Raw genomic sequence first — 20,595 nt, forward strand, 5'->3', positions numbered from 1 at the left:
AAACAATTTGGCTAGCCCTGGTAGGGCTGGCCTTTTTGGTTTCTTGCACACAGCAAACTGAGTCTGAGGTTCAGCCTGTTCTTTTGCAGGGCAAAACCATGGGTACGACCTTTAGTGTTAAGTTATTCCCAACACAAGACGACATCAATCAGCTTAATTTGTATGAGTCAGTAAACAATGAGTTAATTAGAATTAACCAACTCATGTCGACTTATATTGCAGATTCTGAACTAAGCAAATTTAATCAAACAGAAGCGGGTAAACCGTTTGAGTTTTCAGCGGATAATGTTGAAATTTTGACAAAGTCTTTCGAGATTAATCGCGAGTCAAATGGTGCGTTTGATGTAACGGTTGGGCCTATTGTAAATTTGTGGGGCTTTGGTCCTAATGGCCGAATTGAAACTCGCCCAAGCGACGCAGATATTGCAAACGTTAAACATTTTGTCGGCATAGACAAAGTTTCGCTGACAGGTAATGTGGCAGTTAAAAAGCATAAAGACGTTTATGTTGATTTTTCATCAATTGCTAAAGGTTTTGCTGTTGATAAAATTGCTGAATATTTAGAGCGAAATAACATTACCAATTACTTAGTGGAAATTGGTGGTGAAATGCGTCTTTCAGGCCATAAACCGTCAGGAGAATTATGGACGGTAGCGGTCGAAAAACCGGTGACAAATAGACGCGAAGCTCAGTTGATATTTAGTCCAGGCAATATTGGTATGGCTACGTCTGGTGATTATCGTAATTATTTTGAAGAGAATGGTACTCGATTCTCACATACGATTAACCCAGAGACTGCAGCACCAATAACGCATAAGTTAGCTTCGGTAACCGTATTACATAGTTCTGCGGCAAGTGCAGACGCTTACGCTACGGCTATTAATGTTTTAGGTCCCGTTAGCGGTGTTGAATTTGCAGAGAAAAATGGTATCGCGGCTTACTTTCTAATTAAAACGGATAATGGATTTGCCGAAGTTTTGTCGACGGAATTTAAAAAGTTGATTGGTAAAGGCTAACAAAATGTTAAAAGTATTTTTATTGACGTTTGCGCTGCTTTTGATTGTGTTTATCGCTATGTCGGTAGGCTATTGGATCAAGCAGAAAACAATTGCAGGCAGTTGTGGTGGTTTAGGTGCGTTAGGAATTGCTAAGGCATGTAATTGTGACAACCCTTGTGATAAGCGACTTGAACGTCAGAGATTGGCGCGAGAAGAAAAAGAGCAAGCTTGGAAAGATAACCAAATTATTTAATGAAAAGCGCCGAAAAGGCGCTTTTTTATTGGTTTAACGCAATGGTTGTGAAATTAGTTCAGTATAGAAGTGATTTAAGCTGTTGACGTCAGTTGTCCTGTTTCAAACGCCTGTTTAAAATGTTTCCGGCATAAGCTCATATATTTATCATTTCCGCCAATTTCTACTTGATCCCCTGAAGAAACCACGTGCCCATCTTCACCATACCTAACCACCATATTGGCCTTTTTGCCACAATGACAAATTGTTTTTAGCTCGACAAGCTTGTCAGCCCACGATAGTAAGTATTTACTACCTTCAAATAACTCACCTTGGAAGTCTGTTCGAATTCCATAACACATAACGGGGACGTTTAGTTTATCGACAACATCGGTAAGTTGTTGTACCTGATTTTTTAAAAGGAATTGAGACTCGTCGACCAACACACAGTGCAATGCTCTATTTTCTTTGATTTTAGATATCTGCTGAAATAAATCGGTGTCGCTGTTAAAAATATCGGCAGGTTGGCTTAAGCCAATTCGAGAACTCACAACGCCTGTTGCGGTGCGGTCATCTATTGCAGCAGTAAAAATGGCACTGTACATTCCTCTTTCAACATAATTGTAAGCTGATTGTAACAAAGACGTCGATTTTCCAGCGTTCATTGTAGAGTAGTAGAAGTATAGTTGCGCCATGTTTTTAATATTCTCGATAAAAAGTGTTCTTCGCCGTCATGGGAGTTTACCTACTAACTGCTCGGAAATAAATTATTTGATTGGTAGCCTAAAACCACTTTGGTCACTTTAGTTTTTGCGGTCAATTCGACTTGTTGAAATGAAATGTATTTTTGCTCTTGGGCATGACCTCTTTGCATACGTATGGATGACCAAAAATTCAGTTCTTCTGTCGACTGCTATAAGAAATACGGTAAATTACCGTATGAATTTAACAAGAGCACAGTAAATGTTGAGTATCCAAAAGAAGTTGTCTGCACCGTTTTATATGTTGTTAAGCTTGCCATCCACAGCTATGGGGTTTGCACTATCTGTTCAAATTTCAGCATTGAGTTGGTTGCTGAGCACACAATATGGCCTCGATATTCATGAAATTGGTATTGTTTGGGCCGCCGGTCCAATAGCCGGTATTTTAGGTCAAGTTATTGTTGGCTTTATTAGTGATAAAGTTTGGTTTTGGAATGGCAGACGAAGACCATTTATCATTATTGGCGGCGTATTAGCGTCACTATCTCTATTAGCCTTACCGAATATCGGCATCATAAACGAGTCTTTGGGTCATGTTGGCTTAATGGCCGTTGCTATAGCCGTTGCTCTATCCCTCGACTTGTCTATAAACGTTAGCTTTAACCCTACACGATCAATAATTGCTGACGTTACTCCAGCAGGGGAGCAGCGCACATTAGGTTATACTTGGATGCAAACCATCTCCGGAACCTTTGGCGTACTAGCCTATGTTATCGGCGGATTTTGGAACAATTTTCTACTTATTTACTTTGGTGCTGCACTCGTCCTGCTATTTTCAGTTATACCCGCATTGTTTATCGAAGAGCCTAAAGTACTTGAAGGTGAGAACAAAGAAGCGGATGTAAAATTTTCTTGGTATGAAGTACTTAGCGATATAAAGCCACTTTGGGGCTTTTTAGTTTATTCAATTTACGCCAGTGTTTTACATTTAACTGGTTTTGAAGTTAAGCACTATTATTTCGAAATATTGGCCTTGCTCATCACCTTGTATTTCGTATTTGAAACACTATCGAAAAATGAAAACGACTTTTCTGAATCTGACGCTAAGCACTTAGGATTCAAAAAGGTATTGGCGGCACACTCATTCTCATGGATTGGAATTCAAACGATGTTTGTTTTTTGCTATGCGTTTTTGCAAGAAAAAATGTCGACGCTCACTACGGAGGAATTAGGCCAAACAATTTCGTACAGCTTTGCCATTTTAAACGCCGTAGCTGCACTATTACCCGCTTTGGTTTTAGGACCCTTAGCCATTAAGTTTGGGCGTATTCAAGTCCATGCCTATGCATTATTGGTGACCGCAGTTGCGTACGCTTTGATCGCATTTTTTGCAACGACACCGATGATCATGTATCTCTTCATGGCGTTAGCTGGCATTGGTTGGTCTGCAGTTGTAAGTTTACCCTTTGCGATTATGTCAGAGCGTGTCGAAAACGCTAAGATGGGCTTGTACATGGGGTTATTTAATTTGTCTGTGGTTTTACCGCAACTTGTGGTTTCGTTGGGGGTGAGTCTATTCCTAAATAAAGCAGATGATAAAAGCATGGTCTTTGTGGTCTGCGCGATTTCAATGACGATCTCGGCAGTCTCGTGGTTAATGATCAAAGAGAAGCCAGTGCCCGATGTCAACGCGAACTAAATAGGTTAATTTGTTGTAATAAAAGGATAATTAAATGGATTTTTTGACGGGACTAAAGATCCATTTATTCATATGAACTAATAATCTGTCTATTATTTATCCTTTATTCTAAAATAGGGCTTTTGTTTTATAATAGTTATGCTATTATACGTCGCGCTACAGATGCAGTATTTATTTTGTTATCCGCTTTAGTTACACCAGTAAACCCGTTTTTTAATATTATATTGAATTCAGTTTTACCCAAGGCACTATCAATTAAGTAATTTCTTTAGCTCGACCGGTCAGAAATGACCATTCAATTTAATATTTAAAAAGGTAAGATTATTATGTCTACTACTACTGGCACAGTAAAATGGTTTAACGAAGAGAAAGGTTTCGGATTTTTAACTCAAGAAGGCGGCGGTAAAGATGTATTCGTACATTTCCGTGCTATTGCTTCTGAAGGTTTCAAAACTTTGACTGAAGGTCAATCTGTTCAATTCACTATTGAACAAGGCCAAAAAGGTCCTCAAGCATCAAACGTTGTTGTTATCTAATTTTAGATTTTTCTAAAAATAGTTAATAATTGAAAGGTCGAGTAAATTTTTACTTGGCCTTTTGTTTTATAGAGTGTTATAAAACCACTCAAGATTGTGTTTACCCCAAAGTTCTTCTTTTCTGTATAACTTTTTAATGCATTGATTTGACATTAAAAACGTATTGTCTTTATTGAACTCGTAAAATAATCCGAATTAGTCATGCTTGTAATTTTTCACAGAATAATTTTGTGCGGAATTTACTTAGTCATGTTTCTGTAATAATTGGTGGCTAAACTGGCCGCTGTTTTTTAATAATATAATAAGAAATTAAATTTATGTCATATACCTATAACGGTGAGCAATTAACAATTGTGCAACCACTACATTCAATTTCAGTTAACAACAACAAAGTTGTGTTTTCTGATCAGTCAGGCCCTAAACATTTAACGTTGGCCAATACCAAAGAAGCAAAACGCTTTTTAAACTGGTTAGTTCAAGAGCGATCTTAACTAACCGGCTGTACGGTATTACTCTCGTTTACTGTTATTAATTCTCACTCATATCCTTCAAAAATTTTCGTTCAAATTAATTCTCAACGGTTTTACTATACAAGCTGATTGGCTTGCAGTTCATTCCAAATAAATTTCGCGATAATGTCCCTTAAACTTATTCGTTTTAATCGTTGTTTAAATAACGATACGAATAAGTAGGTTACCTTAGTCGTTTTTCAACTTCTTAATTGCAAACTTATCAATCTAGATTAAAAAAACTGCACTTTGACTGTTTGTTTATACAGTGGTATTTTGTTGCTATGGGCCAGTGAGCATTAAATTTAAACAGACAATATTCTAAATATGAGCATCAACCGAAAAATTATTCATGTCGATATGGATGCGTTTTATGTCAGTGTCGAGATAAGAGATAACCCGGCTTTAGTGGGGTTACCTGTTGCAGTTGGTGGAAATTCTGATAGGCGAGGTGTCATAGCCACGTGCAACTATGAGGCACGAAAATTCGGTGTACGGTCTGCCATGGCAACTGCAATGGCCCTCAAAAAGTGTCCTAATTTAGTGATAGTTCCGGGCCGGATGGCTGAATATAAAGAAGTTAGCCGTCAAATTAGAGAGATATTCGAGTATTACACCCCACTAATTGAACCTTTATCATTGGATGAAGCGTATTTAGATGTTTCCGATTGTACGGAGTTTCAAGGTTCCGCAACCCTCATTGCCCAGCAAATAAGACGTGATATCTTTTATAAAACGGGTTTAACCGCTTCCGCTGGTATTGCACCGGTCAAGTTTCTTGCAAAGGTCGCGAGCGATGAGAATAAACCAAACGGACAGTTTGTAATTACGCCGGACCAAGTAGTTGAATTTGTTAAAACCATGCCGCTAGAGAAAATATCGGGTGTAGGCAAAGTTACATTAAAAAAATTACACGACGCTGGGCTCTTTGTCGGGGAAGATGTCAGAAACTCTAAAGAAGTGTTTTTATCTCAATTGCTTGGAAGTTACGGCGCCGTTTTATGGGCACGTTGTCAAGGCATTGATAACCGAGGGGTAGAGACTGAACGAGTTCGAAAATCCGTTGGTGTTGAGCGGACTTTCAGTGAAGATATTAAGGATCTATCTGTATTGAAGCAGATAATGCATGAAAAACTCATACCTGAACTTAAAAAGCGTGCCCAAAGCTATTTAGACAAGCGACATATTGGCAAGTTAGGCGTTAAGTTAAAGTTTAATGACTTTGTTGTCACAACTAAAGAGCAAAAACATAATCAATTTGATGTAGCGACGTTTGAATCGCTTTTAGTGGAGGCGTTAAGTCGTGGCGAGGGACGAGCCGTTAGACTATTGGGTGTTCATATTGGACTAGAAGATTCGGTGGTCGACGCTATTGAACAGCTTAGCTTATTTGGTTAATGGCTTTAGCTGCTTAATCCAACGTTGTTCTATACCTGGCAATTGCCACAATTCCAATCAAGACAATAAACCCGATTAACGCGTAAAACTCATTCGCGAGATGGGAAAAATCCGCCGCTTTTAGCATAACTCCCCTGACAATCCGCAAAAAATGCGTTAAAGGTAACATTTCACCGATAAGTTGAGCCCACTGTGGCATTCCTCTAAACGGGAACATAAATCCTGACAACAACAGTGACGGTAAAAAGAAAAAGAACGTCATCTGCATTGCCTGCATTTGTGTTGTTGCGATTGTTGAAAACGTAAAACCTAAACATAAGTTAGCCAACAGAAAAATAAGGATAGCGGAGTTAAGGATCATAAAACTCCCTAGGAAGGGCACTTCAAATAAGAAACTGGCGGCGGATAAAATGATGGCGGTCTGTATGAGTCCAATGAGGACATAGGGAGCAATTTTTCCAACCATAACCTCAAATGGCTTAACCGGCATAGCTAAAATATTTTCCAAATTGCCTTTTTCCCGTTCTCGTGTCATTGCCATAGAGGTGATCATGACAGAAGTCATAGTTAAAATAACACCGAGCAATCCTGGTACGATGTTGTACTGAGTAATGCCTTGAGGGTTGTATTTTGGGTGAATAATTACATCGACATTTGGTTTAGTAGACTTCAGAAAGTTTAAAGAGCCGACAAAATCATGATTCAATGCTTTGCTAACAATTACAGACGCTTTGGCAATCGCATTCGATGAAGCTGCAGGATCAGAAGCATCTGCAGATATTAACAATTGAGGCATTTCCTGGCGGACCAGTTTTTTTGTAAAGTCTGCTGGGATCACAAGTAAAAACGTAATTTCACCTTTTAAGAATAAGTCATCAGCTTGTTGGTAGTTACTCACTGCAGTAACAACATCAAAATATTCGGATAATTTAAAGCCCTCAACAATGGTTCTAGAATGTTGGTCTGGTGCTTCTATAAATACCGCTGTTGGCAAACCTTTTGGATCATTGTTGATGGCAAAACCGAACAATATTAATTGCATTATTGGAACACCGACCATCATCGCAAATGTCATTCTGTCGCGGCGCATTTGGATCATCTCTTTAGACAATATCGCCCAAATCCGAAATAAACTGTTCATTGGTAGTCTCGCTTATCATTGCCTACAGATGTCATAAGTGAAATAAACACGTCTTCTAAACTAGGGGTGATTTTTTGCCAATCTAGTGAGTCGAATGGCGCTCGTTTTATAACGTTTTCGATTGCTACTGTATTTGTGCTACTAATATGCAGGGCGGCTCCAAAGTATGAAACGTTTTCAATGTCATCTTCCGCTTTTAGCGCCGAGGCAAATTGCCTAACACCTTTATTGATCGAAACGTACGTTGTTAAGTTAGAGGCCGCAATGACATCTCGAACCGTTCCCTGCGTGATAAGTTTACCGTGGGCAAGATAGGCAATCTGGTCGCATCGTTCAGCTTCGTCCATGTAATGCGTCGAAACTAAAATGGTGATCCCTTGATTTGTCAGCTCATGAATTTGGTCCCAAAATTCTCGACGGGCCTTAGGATCCACGCCCGCTGTTGGTTCATCAAGCAGCAATAATTTAGGATTATGCATGGTCACAGCGGCAAGTGCTAAACGTTGCTTCCACCCGCCAGAAAGATCACCTGCTAGCTGGTGTTGTCTTTGAGTTAAATCTAGCCTTGCTATTACGTCATCAACTTTGGCTTTACGATTTGGCAGGTTGTACATTCGAGATACAAAATCTAGGTTTTCTCGAATTGATAAATCTTCCCAGAACGAAAATTTCTGAGTCATATAACCGGTTTGTAATTTTATCTTTTCAGCTTCGGTTATGATGTCTAGACCTAAACAGGTTCCTGAACCTTGAGTTGGTGTTAATAGCCCACATAACATTCTGATAGTCGTTGTTTTACCTGACCCATTAGGCCCGAGAAAGCCCCACACCTGGCCTTTTGGAATTTGTAATGCGACGTCATCAACCACGCGAGTTTTACCAAACTCTTTGACTAATGATTTAACATCAACCGCAAAGTCATTCATGGAAACTCACATCCACTGGTTGTCCAATATGTAGCTTAGTGGCGGGCGCTAATTGTGCCTCAACCATAAATACCAATGAGCTTCGAGAGCTTTGGTTATACAAAACCGGCGGTGTAAACTCTGGCTCCTGTGCAATAAACTGGACTTTTGCTTTATGGGTTTGAGTATCGTTATCTAGATTGATATCGACATATTGACCTACTTTCATGCGACTCAGTTGGCTTTGTTCGACATAAAACCTCACTTTTTGGGAATCGTTAATTAATACTGAAACAATTGGTTGCCCTTGTTTAACATACTCACCATGTCGCTGAAAAACTTGCTCTACAACACCGCTGTTTTTAGCGCTCAATATTCGTTTTGAATGTAACCATTGGGCCTTTTGGAGCTCAATTTTTGCTACCTCAAGTTGTTGCTCATGACTCGTAATAACAGCGGGTCGTGCAGCCATTTTCATAACGTTTATTGTGTGATTGAGTGACGAAACGTTTGCGGCAAGTTGCAGTTGATAGGACTTAGATGTTTCCAATTCAGTTTCAGAAACTAGGTTTTTACGATGCAAATTTTCTAAACGTAGGTATTCACTTTTCGCTAAATCAAGCGCCAGTTGTTTTTGTTCCAATAAGTTTTGTTGTGCTAATAACTCTTCTTCCCGCGCACCACTTTGTATGTCTTCGAGTTGTGCTGCCGTCGACGCCAGTTGTTTTTCCGCCTGGGCAATTGCAAGACGCTGATATTCATCATCGAGTTGAGCAATGATGGAGTCCGGGCTGACGGTATCGCCTTCTTTTACTGATAAGTTTATTATCCATCCAGGTTCCGGAGCGGAAACGTAAAAGTAATTACCTTCTATATAACCGGTGTACGCTGATACAGGCGGTTGCTTAGAACAAGCGGCGAGAAATAAATAAAGCAGGAAAAATATACACTTAACGCTTTTGTTTGTGTTCATTCTGTTATCCCTAAAGCTTTGTAAATTATCAATTGATGTTGTTTTAATAATACGTCAACGGCCAGTGGCGGAGAGTTTTCTGCTTCGGATAAGACTTTCCAAACGACGGCAAAAATGACAGGTGCAACGATGAGTTTTGCGGTAAGTGCTGCATCGTCAATATTAACTTCACCTCGTTCTTTTCCGGCTTGTAATACTATGGTGATAGTAGACAGAACTTGGTCAATGATATTTTGTTTATAGGTTTTTATCACATCAGGAAAATCAAAGGCGTCACTGATCAAAACTTTAATTAACTTTGGTAATGGAGAATCAATAATAACTTTGGGGATAAACTCAAATAATTGGTCGAGAGCTTCTTTTACACTATTGTGGTTTGTCATTAATGATTGGATTTGTTGCGCCTTATGCATAGCAATATGCTCAACAGCGGATTCAAAAAGCGCTTTTTTTGAACTAAAATAAAGATATAGGGTGCCTTTTGATATTCCGCAGCGAATGGCGATATCTTCCATTTTTGTCGCTTTAAGGCCTTTTAAATAAAACTCGTCCAAAGCGGCAAATACAATTTGCTCTTTTCTTTGTTCTTTTTCGATTTCAGAAATTGCACGTTTCATTTTCATCGCTAGGTTATTCAAAGATGACATTATGCATTCGATTAGGCTACCTAAAGGAGCAACTTCAATCAGCAGGTGATAATGGGTTAGATCAGGATCTCTATTTAGATAATAAATAACTGACCAGTAAGTTATTTAATCTAGTAAACAATATTAAAATTGGCAAACTTGATTTACAACTTCGGTAAGTTCGAAATATATCTAGACCGTCATTGACTTGCAATTCACCTATGTTTATCAATACTCTAGCGATATAAAAAATAATAGAGTAATGCCGTATGTCTTATCCAAAACCTATCTTAATATCAGAATTACAAACTGCACTTAGTGATCCAAGTTGGGATTCAGTTGTAATCATCGCACCACAATTTGACGCAGAGTTACCTGACAACATCCAAACTGTAATTCAACAACACGCTAAATTTGATCAACGTATAGGCAATAGCGTTGTGACTATTGTGACGCAAGAGATAGCCCCAAAACGCTTAGTTCTTGCGCCTACGGGTCAATTAACACGTTATTTTGATGACGTAAGACGCTATTTTGATGCTGCAAAATTGGCAGCAGTTGAAGTGATTAAGATGGGGTCGGTGAAACCATTACTTGTTGTTTTATCAGATAAAAGTGAGACTTATAAAAATGCCACTACGGTAAGCTATCTTGGGTTTAGTCAGGCCTTATGGCAGCCGTTAGAGGCGAGAGAATATCATGGTGAAGGTATCGAGCCCGTCCAGACCATTGGCTTAGTCGGAGGTGATATAGACGTAAACCTTGCTGCAGCTATCGAAAGTGGCAAGTACGTAGCCCGAGATCTTTGTGGAACCGAACCTGAACGCATGGCACCGCCACAGTTTGCGCAATATTGTGTCGACTCGTTTGCTAACAGCAATGTTAAGGTTAGTGTAGTCGATGATATGGCCGTGATTGAACGCGATTATCCATTAATGTGGGCCGTAGCACGTGCTTCGGTTGAAGTAGAAAGACATCAACCTCGAGTCATCCGATTGGAATATATACCTGAGGGTGAAATCACTAAAACCTTAATGTTGGTGGGTAAAGGGATTGTCTATGACACCGGCGGCGCTGATTTAAAAACCGGCGGACATATGGCGGGTATGAGCCGCGACAAAGGTGGTGCAGCAGCGGTTGCTGGGTTTATGAAGTCAGTTGCAGAACTTGCACCTAAAGGCGTTAAAGTGGTTGCAGAACTTGCTGCGGTGCGCAACAGTATTGGTGCAGAAGCATTTGTATCAGATGAAATTATTACCGGTCATTCTGGTGTTCGAGTTCGTATTGGCAACACTGATGCGGAAGGCCGTTTAGCTATGGCGGATTTATTGTCTAGATTTAAAGATGAAGCGCTTACTGAAGTTAACCCTATTTTATTTACCGTCGCGACTCTCACAGGCCATGCCGCTAGGGCTGTAGGGCCATATACCGCGTTAGTTGAGAACGGTGTGGCATATAAAATGGGATTAGGTGAGAACATGGTTAAACAGGGGGACTTGATTGGTGACCCATGTGAAACCAGTCGGTCACGCAGAGAAGATTATGATTTTGTTCAGCCTAGAACCAAAGCAGACGATTTGCTGTCATCAAACAATGGACCGTCAGCAGTAACAGCCCGTGGTCATCAATTTCCGATGGCATTTTTAGCACTTGTCGCTGGGCTAGAGCAGCACGATGTGAACTCAACTCAACCTATGCCTTATATTCATATCGATATCGCCGGTAGCGGTGTTGAGAATGGTGATTGGCAACATGGTAAACCTACGGCTGCGCCAGTAGCTGCTTTATTATCTTCGTTTTTGTAATATCTGATGGCCATCTAAGTTAATTTATTTAGATGGCCCTTCTCACTATTTGCTTTCCCTAAGATGCTGAGAATATAAGATATTTTAAATTGTACTTCACAATTTTATTGTTGAGACTATAGTAGTATTCAATAGCGATTAACGCACTAAAGTGACTACAATGAAAAAAATCATCGCATTATTGGCTGGACTCAATTTAATCTCGTTCGCTGTATGTTCGAATTCTCGTTTTGACGATGTGGAAGTCACTGCAACTCAAGTTGTTGGTAATGTATTTGTATTGACAGGTACAGGTGGCAATATCGGTATTTTAACGGGCTCAGATGGCATCTTAATGGTGGATGATCAATTTGAACCACTTGCCCATAAGATAGAAAAAGCAATTAAAGTGGCAAGCCCTAATTCCCCCAATAAAGTAACCTACGTTGTAAATACTCACTATCACGGTGATCACACTGGTAGTAACGTCTATTTTTCTAAGTCAGCCAGTATATTAGCTCACGAGAATGTTAGAAAGCGGATGTCGGTAAAGCAAAAAGGCCCGGGACTGCCTGTGATAACTTATTCTGACGGCGTTAAATTATATGTAAATGACGACCGGGTTCATGTTAAACATTTAAGTTCAGGTCATACCGATGGTGACTCCGTAGTTTATTTTGAAAAGCATAATGTCTGGCATTTGGGTGATATGCTGTTTGAATCTCGTTTTCCTTATATCGATCTTAAAAGTGGTGGCTCAGTCCAAGGTTATATTCAAAATCTCGAAACACTTTTGGCGCAAATTGACGATACCGCTAAAGTTATTCCCGGACATGGTAATTTAACTGACAGAGTAGGAGTAAAAAATCTAAAAGACATGATAGTGGCGACTTTCGCAGAAGTGTCGGAGATGAAGTCGAGAGGGATGACATTAGCCCAAGTAATTGAACAAGGGTTAGATCAAAAGTGGCAAGCGTGGAGTTGGTCATTTATTAATGAAGAACGCTGGATAACTACATTATATGAGTAATAAGCTGTTTTTTAATGGCAAGTTTTAAAAGGTGCCTTACACTTGTTGTAATCGGCTAACATTTAAATAAAATTAGGGTGATGGACTTCCTTAAATGCGTTTACAACAAAAATCACTTTTAGTCACGCTACCGCTGATACTGATCCCCACGATTATTTTGGGATGGTTGTCTTTTCATTATACAAAAGACGCACAGGTACAAATTGAAAACGCCAAACTTCAAGCCGACGTAACGTATCGTTCCAACGCGATGCAAAACTACATTAATAACGCCAAGTCAGCTTTACAATTTATCTCGTCGTCTGGCGATATTAAAATGTTGCGGACACGTGTTGTTCGAGATTTACCTTATAGCCTTGCCCAAGAATTTATTGTCGAAAGTTTTGAAGCATTTGCAACCGCTTATCCCGATACCGAATCTATAGTGTTATTCACCAAAGATTTAGAGCCCATATTTGGTTACGCGAATCCTGCAATACAATTGAATATTGACGACGTACGACTAACATTGTCGGATCAGGTATGGCGTCTAATATCAAAGCAAAATGAAGCTCCTAAAATTGAAATTCAACTACCTTTGATCGCTACCGGTGAAGATATTGAAGACGGAGATGCACATTGGGGCTATGTTCAATTAATTCTAAAACCAAGTTGGTTGGAGTTATTTGATTTACCAAAAGACAAAACATCTAGCAGTTTTATCGTTAGTGATTTACAGGGTAAGTTGTTGTTTACATACCCTTATAACAATGTCGGCACGACGTTGCCTAGTCAGTTATTTGAGCGACTCTTAGACTCAGCACGAAAACTGCAATCTTCAGATATAAACGATGGTAGCCAGAAAGTGTTTTTCACTGGCAAAATCATGGATGCGCGCTACCTGCTGCTTTACGGCATGAGTGAATCGAATGTTCGCCACCATGAATCGAATATCACATTATTAACGGTGATGATTGTCCTTATTTCAGTCGTTATCGCCCCAATGCTGTTATTTTATGTTTTTTCGAGGCATGTCATACAACCAATCGAAAAGTTAGCAAATGCGAAACAACAAGTCGCACAGGGGATGTTGGATGTGAAGCTCGAAGTGCCTAATAATGATGAGTTAGGTGAGCTGTTTGCCGCGTTTAATGTCATGGTTAGGCAGTTAGTTGTCTATCGTGAAAACGAACGCGAAAGCCGTCTACGCTTAGAATATAAAGTAAAAGAACGTACCGAAGAGCTAGAGAAAACAAACTATGCTTTAGCAAATTCTAATCGTGACCTAGAGGTTGCTAAGCAAATATCAGAACAGGCCAATGATTTAAAGAGTGCATTTGTTGCTAATATTAGCCATGAGATTCGTACCCCACTGACTGCAATTTTGGGCTTTACCGAACAGGTTATTGCAGACATGCCAAGTTCTAAATACCAAATGGATTTACTCACTAGAGTTTTAAAAAGCGGTAAACATTTGTTGGCTTTGATAAATGACATATTGGACCTGTCTAAAATAGAGTCTGAAAAACTGGAGCTTGAGGTTTCAGAGTTTGACATGTTTGAATTGTTTAACGATGTGATCTCCATTTTGTCGTCACAGGCTGCAGATAAAGACTTAGAGTTTCAATTTAATCAGCACTTCCCGCTCCCGCGTCTTGTTCGAACTGACGCCACAAGGTTACGACAGGTTTTGTTAAACCTAGCAAGCAACGCGATAAAGTTCACAGCCGAAGGTTTCATCCATATCGATGTTCGTTATATTCAACAAACAAAACTAATAGAAGTGACAGTTAGCGATAGTGGAATTGGTATGAGCGCGGACGTTCAGCAACGTATCTTTACACCATTTGTGCAAGCCGATGTGAGCATTTCTCGACGGTTCGGCGGCACTGGTCTTGGCTTAGTTATTTCTAAAAGTTTAACTCATTTACTTGGTGGTGATATTCGGGTCTTTAGCGAAGAAGAAAAAGGCAGTGAGTTTGTTATGAACTTTGCATTATCTTTGGATAATGACGAGTTTGAAACGCCTCTTATCAATAATCTCGAAGAGCTTGCTGAGGTAACACCGAGTTGTGATTTGCACGAAAATAAACCAAAAGCAAATGCCGGTACGTCTGAGAAAATGGTGGGGCGTGTTCTTGTTGCCGAGGATGTTGAAGACAACCAATACTTGTTTGGATTACTTTTGCAATCGGTTAATGTTGATTTTGTTATGGTTGAAAATGGTGAACAGGCTGTGGAAAAAGCCCTAATCGAAGATTTCGACCTAATCTTGATGGACATGCAAATGCCAATTATGGGAGGCATTGAAGCGACACAACTGTTAAGACAAGCTGGCGTCGACACCCCTGTTTACGCGCTCACAGCAAATGTGATGCGCGAAGATATAGATCGGCACCTGAAAGCGGGTTGTAATGGCACAATTGCGAAACCAGTTGAAAAACAAGAGTTCTTCAAAGTTCTGCAGCGATACTTAGCAGCAGATAGGGAAACCGAGCCAGAGTTTGTGCTCCCAGAAGCACAAATGAAATCATTACGTGAAAACTATTTAACACAACTCGTTAGTCAATGCTCTTTGATTAAGACATTAATCCATGACCAAGATTTGGCCGGTTTAAGGTCTGAATTCCATAAAGTAAAAGGCGCTGCCGGCAGCTACGGTTTTGTGGAGCTAGGTGCAGCAGCCAGTGTTTGCGAAGTCACCGCGAAAGAACATTTAGCTCTAGATATTTGTGATTGGACTATACTAACTAATGAGTTTGGCGACTTTGTCCAATTGGTGGAAGCCGTGTTAGCAAATAATTCGGTGCAGTCTTAAGTTGATTAATATGAAGCAAGTGCAACAAGATATTTGGATTGCAGGGGCAGAGCGTTGTCCATCGCCTAATTTTAGCGAAAGAAAATGTCAGCCAAGTGCAATAAATGGGTATGTTGATCTGTTGGTAATCCACAATATCAGTTTGCCTCCAGCACGCACAGAGTCTGATTTTTATAATCGTTGTGTCGAGGAATTTTTTTGTAATAAACTGGATACGGAAGTTTATCCTACGTTGAAAGAACTTGATGGGATCTGTGTTTCGGCCCATTTATACATTCGTCGTGATGGCAGTATAGTGCAGTTTGTACCGCTTAATAAAAGTGCTTGGCATGCGGGCGTGAGTCAGCATAAAGGACGTGAAGCCTGTAATGACTTTTCGGTGGGGATTGAATTACAGGGAACCGACGTTTTACCATATACTGAACGGCAATATCACACTTTGATCCAAGTGACTCAAACAATCAGGGAAATCTTTACCAAAATTACAGTTGAAAATATTGTTGGTCACGTCCATATTGCACCGGATAGGAAAACAGATCCTGGGGCTAGCTTTGATTGGCAAAAATACAAAACTGAGCTGGTCCAAACTGAAACGAAATCAAATTTATAAATTGGCATTTTGCTAGTAGATACGGGACAAAAGATGACTTTAATATTATTGCTTTTGGTATTGGTAACTGAGCGAGTTGCACTACAAGGAACTAAATGGCATGTAACTCCTTATCTAACTTGGTATTTGGACAAACTATTGCCTAAGTTTTTCAGAAAAGACACAGAGTCACCTGCGATTTTACTTTTTGTTGCGCTCCCCGCTGTATCGATAGGCTTGCTGCTGTATTTTATTGATATTGGCTTAATAGAGTTTGCGGCTAATTTAGTTGTTTTAGCCGTGATCATCGGTAATACAGAAGTACGTGCGTTTTATCGTCAGTATTTGAATGCTGAAAATCGCAATGACGTTGAAGCGATGAATTTATTGCAATCAGAATTGTCTGAACAGGGGTTTGCAACAAATGTTCAGGCCACAACCAATACCTCCGACAGCGCCCCAGAAAATGCTGAACAGGAAGTTGTGCAAACCGAAGCGACTGAAGAGCTCGCCGAAACGGTTACTATCGTCCCTGAACCAAAGCCATTATCAGAAAGCCTCATTTGGTGTAATTTTAAATATTACGCAGCTCCTATTTTTTACTTTGTTATCTTTGGTCTTCCCGGCATCGTTTTTTACGCCACCGCACTTTATTTATTTGAAAGTAAATCACTCAAAAACAGATTGCCTGATAATGTTATATCTACGTTAAAAGCTTGGAATGAGTGGATGTTCTGGCTGCCGGCTCGATTTGTCAGTGTTGGGTTTATGTTTGTTGGCCATTTTTCAAATGGCTTAGAATCCTATCTAAAATTAGCTGCTAATTTTAGCGTACCGGCATATCAAATGATTACGGAAGTCGCCCATGCCGCAGAAGGTGGTCATCCTCAAAGCAATGAAAAAAACATGGTGAAACTTGCGAAACGTAACATGGCACTGTTTGTTGTGGTTGTCGCTTTATTGACCTTGTATGGCTACATTGTCTAAAAGGGATTTTGTAAGTTGTTGAATATATTAATTTAAATTTGGTTACCATGGCAGTGGTCTAGCCTCATTTGGAAAGGTTTACATTTTTATTCATAATTGATATTATTCTTCGTCTTATAATGGTAAGACCAATTTACCAAGTGGCTTGAATGGTCAATTAATGGAATGTATTTGTGGCTAAAGTAGTGGCAACTAAAGTTTCTGAACAAGTGGCAGCGCAATTAGAAAAGCTGATCATTGACGGAACCTATGGCGCAGGTAGTAAACTCGCATCGGAGCGAGATCTAGCAGCTCAGTACGGTGTATCCCGTCCTTCTGTTAGAGATGCCATTAAAAAGCTAGAAGCTAGGGGTATTGTTACTCGTAAACAAGGCGGTGGCACATTTGTTTGCAACCAACTTGACGCACCTTTAGCTGAACCATTATTTGAATTACTAGCAAATAGCCCAGAATCACATTACGACCTACTCGAATTTCGATGTGCACTTGAAAGTGTCATCGCATATTACGCAGCGCTGCGTGGCACCGATGAAGATAAAAAGCGTATTCAAGCGGTGTATCAAACTGTTGTAAGCCAAGAAAGTAGTGAAGACTTGGAAGCATTAGCTAAAGCCGTTGTCGATTTTTATCTCGCGATTGCTGAAGCTTCACATAATGTCCTGCTGTTACATTTGTTGCGGGGCATTAGAGAACTAATTTTACATAACGTAAAAGAAAACTTGCTGGTTTTTAGTGGTCACAATGAAATACGTGGTCAGTTAAGTCAGCATAGAGAAAAATTGATGCAAGCTATCTTAGATGGTGAGCCGGAACAAGCAAGGTTGGCCAGTGGTCAACATTTGGCGTTTATTGAACAGTCTTTGTTAAAGCTGGATCATGAACATAACCGAATTCAGGGGTCTGTGAGGCGTCTTTTAAGCAGCAAATAGCATTACAATTATGCATATTGCGACTAAGCTTCATAATCCCAGATATTAACAATGACAAATAACTACAGGAACCTGAAACTATGTCAGAGAACCTAAATTTGAATCAGGATATTGATCCACAAGAAACTCAAGAATGGCTTGAGTCGATTGAAGCAGTTCTGGAGCAAGACGGGGCGGAACGTGCTCACCAAATATTGGAAGCACTTATCGACAAAGCTCGACGCAATGGCGCACATTTACCTTACTCGCCAACTACTGCGTATCTAAATACGATCCCCGCTGGGCAAGAGCCGCAAATGCCAGGTGACCGAACGTTAGAGTCACGTATTCGTTCAGCAATCCGCTGGAACGCATTGGCGATGGTTGTTCGTGGTTCGAAAAAAGATTTAGAGTTAGGTGGGCATATTTCATCTTTTGCATCGTCTGCGATGTTATACGATGTAGGTTTCAACCACTTCTTCAAAGCTGACAAAGACAATAAAGGCGGCGATTTCCTTTACATTCAAGGCCACGTATCTCCGGGTATTTACTCTCGTGCATTTGTTGAAGGTCGTTTAACTGAAGAGCAGCTAGATAATTTCCGTCAAGAAGCTGATTCAGATGGTTTGTCGTCTTACCCACACCCTAAGTTGATGCCTGATTTCTGGCAGTTCCCAACGGTTTCTATGGGCTTAGGTCCAATTGCAGCTATTTATCAAGCTCGTTTCTTAAAATATTTGACAGACCGTGGTATCAAAGATTGTTCAGAGCAACGTGTATATTGCTTTATGGGCGACGGTGAATGTGATGAACCAGAAGCACTAGGTGCAATTGGCCTGGCAGCTCGTGAAGGGTTAGATAACTTAACTTTTGTTATCAACTGTAACTTACAACGTCTTGACGGTCCTGTTCGTGGTAACGGCAGCATTATACAAGAACTTGAAGGCACATTCCGTGGCGCAGGCTGGGAAGTGATTAAAGTTATTTGGGGTTCTTACTGGGATCCACTAATTTCTCGCGATAAAGACGGCAAGTTATTAGAAATAATGGAAAGCACAGTAGATGGTGAATACCAAAATTATAAAGCGAAAGGTGGCAAGTACACTCGTGATAATTTCTTTGGTAAAACACCTGAAACGGCGGCTATGGTTGCAAACATGTCAGACGCTGATATCTGGCGCTTGAATCGTGGTGGCCATGATCCAGTTAAAGTTTACGCTGCTTATGACCGTGCTAAAAATACCAAAGGTCGTCCACAAGTTATCTTAGCCAAAACGGTTAAAGGTTATGGCATGGGTGACGCTGGTGAAGGTAAAAACATCGCTCACGGTGTTAAGAAAATGGACCTCGAAGCATTAAAAGCTTACCGTGACCGCCATCACCTAGACATTTCTGACGAAGATTTACCGAATGTACCTTATGTCACTTTCCCAGAGGGCAGTGAAGAATATAAGTACATGCATGGTCGTCGTGAAGCATTAGGTGGTTACCTACCTGCTCGTCGTCGTAATTCAGACGTCGAAATGAATATGCCTGACTTAAAGGCATTTGAAGCAATTACTAAAGGTTCAAACGGTCGTGAAATTTCAACGACTATGGCGTTTGGCCGAATCTTGTCTGCAGTTATTAAAGACAAACAAATCGGTAAACGTATTGTGCCAATCATTCCTGACGAAGCACGTACATTTGGTCTTGAAGGTTTATTCCGCCAAGTTGGTATTTATGCCCACGAAGGCCAAAAATATACGCCTCAAGATGCAGACCAAGTTGCTTATTATCGTGAAGATAAGAAAGGTCAAGTATTACAAGAAGGGATTAACGAACTTGGTGCTATGTCTGACTGGCTTGCTGCGGCAACGTCATACTCAAACAACAATGAACCAATGATCCCGTTCTACATCTATTACTCAATGTTCGGTTTCCAACGTGTCGGTGACATGGTGTGGGCCGCTGGTGATTCACAGGCTCGTGGTTTCTTGGTCGGTGGTACTGCGGGACGTACAACATTGAATGGTGAAGGTTTACAACACCAAGATGGTCATACTCATTCTCACTTTGGTACAGTGCCTAACTGTATTACTTATGACCCAACATATGGTTATGAGTTAGCGGTTATTGTACAAGACGGTATGCGTCGTATGTACGGTGACAACGAGAATGTGTTCTATTACTTGACTGTCATGAACGAAAACTATGTTCAACCTGCAATGCCTGAAGGCGTTGAAGAGGGCATCATCAAAGGTATTTATAAGCTTGACGATGTTAAACCTAAAAAAGCGAAAGCGAATGTTCGTCTATTAGGTTCAGGTACGATTTTATTACAGGTTCGTAAAGCAGCTGAAATTTTGGCTGAAAAATATGGTGTATCTGCTGAAGTATTCAGTGCGCCATCATTTAATGAACTTGCACGTGAAGGCCAAGATGTTGACCGTTTCAACATGCTAAATCCAGAAGCTCCGGTTCAAAAAGCGTATGTTACTGAATTGTTAGAGCAAGGTACTGGTCCAGTCATTGCTGCTACCGATTACATTAAGAGTTACGCTGATCAAATTCGCGCTTATGTACCAGCACCTTACCGTGTATTAGGAACAGATGGGTTTGGTCGTTCAGATAGCCGTGAAAACTTACGTCGTCACTTTGAAGTTGACCACAACTATGTCGTTGTTGCAGCACTAAGTGAATTGGCACGTAGCGGTGATATTGAAGCCAAAGTTGTTACTCAAGCGATTGCTGATTTAGGCATTGACGCTGAGAAACTTAACCCACTTTACGCTTAATCACG

The 20,595-nt window shown here is 40.3% G+C and carries 18 protein-coding genes; 13 read left to right on the forward strand and 5 right to left on the reverse strand.

All coding sequences use genetic code 11. The annotated features are described in order from the left end of the window. Window positions 1-35 precede the first annotated feature (35 nt). Together KO525_RS08630 and nqrM are read left to right on the forward strand one after the other, a co-directional pair. A complete protein-coding gene (locus KO525_RS08630) occupies window positions 36-1,016 on the forward strand; it encodes an FAD:protein FMN transferase (protein WP_252736727.1) in 981 nt (326 codons plus the stop codon). Window positions 1,017-1,020: 4 nt separating this feature from the next. Then, window positions 1,021-1,251, forward strand: a complete 231-nt coding sequence (nqrM, locus tag KO525_RS08635; RefSeq protein ID WP_215963382.1) for a (Na+)-NQR maturation NqrM — start codon at window positions 1,021-1,023, stop codon at window positions 1,249-1,251. 74 nt (window positions 1,252-1,325) lie between these two features. Here nqrM and KO525_RS08640 read toward each other — a convergent pair whose 3' ends face one another. Beyond that, complete coding sequence (locus tag KO525_RS08640) at window positions 1,326-1,925, reverse strand: thymidine kinase (RefSeq protein WP_215963383.1); 600 nt, start codon at window positions 1,923-1,925, stop codon at window positions 1,326-1,328. A 268-nt stretch (window positions 1,926-2,193) separates the two neighbouring features. Here KO525_RS08640 and KO525_RS08645 point away from each other — a divergent pair, with 268 nt between their 5' ends. The 4 genes from KO525_RS08645 to dinB all read left to right on the forward strand — a co-directional run bounded on the left by KO525_RS08645 (window position 2,194) and on the right by dinB (window position 6,073). Further along, on the forward strand, window positions 2,194-3,630 hold the full coding sequence (locus tag KO525_RS08645) for an MFS transporter (RefSeq protein ID WP_215963384.1): 1,437 nt from the start codon (window positions 2,194-2,196) through the stop codon (window positions 3,628-3,630). Between the two features lie 326 nt (window positions 3,631-3,956). Beyond that, on the forward strand, window positions 3,957-4,166 hold the full coding sequence (locus KO525_RS08650; protein WP_215963385.1) for a cold-shock protein: 210 nt from the start codon (window positions 3,957-3,959) through the stop codon (window positions 4,164-4,166). A gap of 317 nt (window positions 4,167-4,483) precedes the next feature. Beyond that, window positions 4,484-4,657, forward strand: a complete 174-nt coding sequence (locus tag KO525_RS08655) for a hypothetical protein (RefSeq protein WP_215963386.1) — start codon at window positions 4,484-4,486, stop codon at window positions 4,655-4,657. 345 nt (window positions 4,658-5,002) lie between these two features. Further along, a complete protein-coding gene (dinB, locus tag KO525_RS08660; protein ID WP_215963387.1) occupies window positions 5,003-6,073 on the forward strand; it encodes a DNA polymerase IV in 1,071 nt (356 codons plus the stop codon). 13 nt (window positions 6,074-6,086) lie between these two features. Here dinB and KO525_RS08665 read toward each other — a convergent pair whose 3' ends face one another. Genes KO525_RS08665 through KO525_RS08680 form a run of 4 tightly spaced genes read right to left on the reverse strand, consistent with a single transcriptional unit; the run spans window position 6,087 to window position 9,709 of the window. Next, the gene (locus KO525_RS08665; protein ID WP_215963388.1) at window positions 6,087-7,214 is read right to left on the reverse strand and encodes an ABC transporter permease; all 1,128 of its coding nucleotides are present in this window, start codon (window positions 7,212-7,214) and stop codon (window positions 6,087-6,089) included. Next, window positions 7,211-8,140, reverse strand: coding sequence for an ABC transporter ATP-binding protein (locus KO525_RS08670; protein WP_215963389.1), 930 nt, complete (start codon window positions 8,138-8,140; stop codon window positions 7,211-7,213). Before KO525_RS08670 ends, KO525_RS08665 begins: the two co-directional genes overlap by 4 nt. Next, complete coding sequence (locus tag KO525_RS08675) at window positions 8,133-9,092, reverse strand: HlyD family secretion protein (protein ID WP_215963390.1); 960 nt, start codon at window positions 9,090-9,092, stop codon at window positions 8,133-8,135. The genes KO525_RS08670 and KO525_RS08675 overlap by 8 nt, the downstream gene beginning before the upstream one ends. Next, the gene (locus KO525_RS08680) at window positions 9,089-9,709 is read right to left on the reverse strand and encodes a TetR/AcrR family transcriptional regulator (protein ID WP_215963391.1); all 621 of its coding nucleotides are present in this window, start codon (window positions 9,707-9,709) and stop codon (window positions 9,089-9,091) included. The genes KO525_RS08675 and KO525_RS08680 overlap by 4 nt, the downstream gene beginning before the upstream one ends. A gap of 278 nt (window positions 9,710-9,987) precedes the next feature. Between KO525_RS08680 and KO525_RS08685 the strand changes: the two genes are divergently transcribed. From KO525_RS08685 to aceE, 7 genes are all read left to right on the forward strand, one after another. Beyond that, entirely contained in the window at window positions 9,988-11,523 is a 1,536-nt protein-coding gene (locus KO525_RS08685) for a leucyl aminopeptidase family protein (RefSeq protein WP_215963392.1), read from the forward strand. 160 nt (window positions 11,524-11,683) lie between these two features. Beyond that, window positions 11,684-12,532, forward strand: coding sequence for an MBL fold metallo-hydrolase (locus KO525_RS08690; protein WP_215963393.1), 849 nt, complete (start codon window positions 11,684-11,686; stop codon window positions 12,530-12,532). Between the two features lie 94 nt (window positions 12,533-12,626). Then, window positions 12,627-15,329 carry an ATP-binding protein gene (locus KO525_RS08695; RefSeq protein WP_215963394.1) on the forward strand — a complete coding sequence of 901 codons (2,703 nt, stop codon included), beginning with the start codon at window positions 12,627-12,629 and terminating at the stop codon, window positions 15,327-15,329. Window positions 15,330-15,339: 10 nt separating this feature from the next. Next, window positions 15,340-15,939, forward strand: a complete 600-nt coding sequence (gene ampD, locus KO525_RS08700) for a 1,6-anhydro-N-acetylmuramyl-L-alanine amidase AmpD (RefSeq protein WP_215963395.1) — start codon at window positions 15,340-15,342, stop codon at window positions 15,937-15,939. Window positions 15,940-15,972: 33 nt separating this feature from the next. Continuing rightward, window positions 15,973-16,905, forward strand: coding sequence for a regulatory signaling modulator protein AmpE (gene ampE, locus KO525_RS08705; RefSeq protein WP_215963396.1), 933 nt, complete (start codon window positions 15,973-15,975; stop codon window positions 16,903-16,905). A gap of 173 nt (window positions 16,906-17,078) precedes the next feature. Further along, window positions 17,079-17,834 carry a GntR family transcriptional regulator gene (locus tag KO525_RS08710; protein ID WP_215963397.1) on the forward strand — a complete coding sequence of 252 codons (756 nt, stop codon included), beginning with the start codon at window positions 17,079-17,081 and terminating at the stop codon, window positions 17,832-17,834. Between the two features lie 80 nt (window positions 17,835-17,914). Continuing rightward, window positions 17,915-20,590, forward strand: a complete 2,676-nt coding sequence (gene aceE, locus KO525_RS08715) for a pyruvate dehydrogenase (acetyl-transferring), homodimeric type (RefSeq protein ID WP_215963398.1) — start codon at window positions 17,915-17,917, stop codon at window positions 20,588-20,590. The last annotated feature ends 5 nt before the right edge of the window (window positions 20,591-20,595 follow it).

It is taken from the genome of Psychrosphaera sp. B3R10, from assembly GCF_018861025.1.
In the GTDB taxonomy this organism is placed as follows: domain Bacteria; phylum Pseudomonadota; class Gammaproteobacteria; order Enterobacterales; family Alteromonadaceae; genus Psychrosphaera; species Psychrosphaera algicola.